The sequence below is a fragment of the Bacillus sp. LR--39 genome (assembly GCF_053613335.1).
Genome location: NZ_JBSIOT010001441.1, coordinates 1 through 547, shown reverse-complemented (window position 1 = coordinate 547; position 547 = coordinate 1). Strand labels below are relative to the sequence as shown.

The following is a 547-nucleotide window of genomic DNA, read 5'->3' as shown; positions in this document are numbered from 1 at the left end:
GAACCATGAAGAGCTCACACAATTGAGAAGAGAGCGGTTCGCCAAACGCATGGAAACAGAAAAAGCGAGACCTGGTGTCGAAGCGTATTTGAATGCGGCAAAGGATTTAGGCTTAAAAATAGGCCTTGCTTCCAGCTCTGATTATAAATGGGTGTCCGGCCATTTGAAGCAAATCGGCCTGTTTGATGATTTTGAAGTTATTCAAACGGCTGATGATGTGGAAGAGGTGAAGCCGAATCCTGAGCTCTATTTATTGGCGGCAAAGAACCTGGGGGTATCGCCAGCGGAATGTCTCGCGTTTGAGGATTCTGTCAATGGTTCGATTGCTGCGAAACGCGCAGGCATGAAGTGTGTCATTGTCCCGAATAAAGTAACGGGTACCTTAATGTTTGAAGACTATGATCACAGGCTTGAATCAATGGCGGAGATGGAGCTCGCCCTATTGCTTGATCATCTGAACTCACAAAACTAGAAAGGAGCGAGTAGGTTGTCTGAGAAATTAGATTTGACCCGGTTTGAAAAGAAAATGGTTATCCGCAATATCGAA

At 45.3% G+C, this 547-nt stretch carries 1 protein-coding gene; it reads left to right on the top strand.

Annotated elements, in window-relative coordinates; all coding sequences use genetic code 11:
* A partial coding sequence (locus ACWHAR_RS31015) for an HAD family hydrolase (RefSeq protein WP_452088924.1) occupies nt 1-472 on the top strand: 472 nt, incomplete at its 5' end.
* Nucleotides 473-547: the final 75 nt, after the last annotated feature.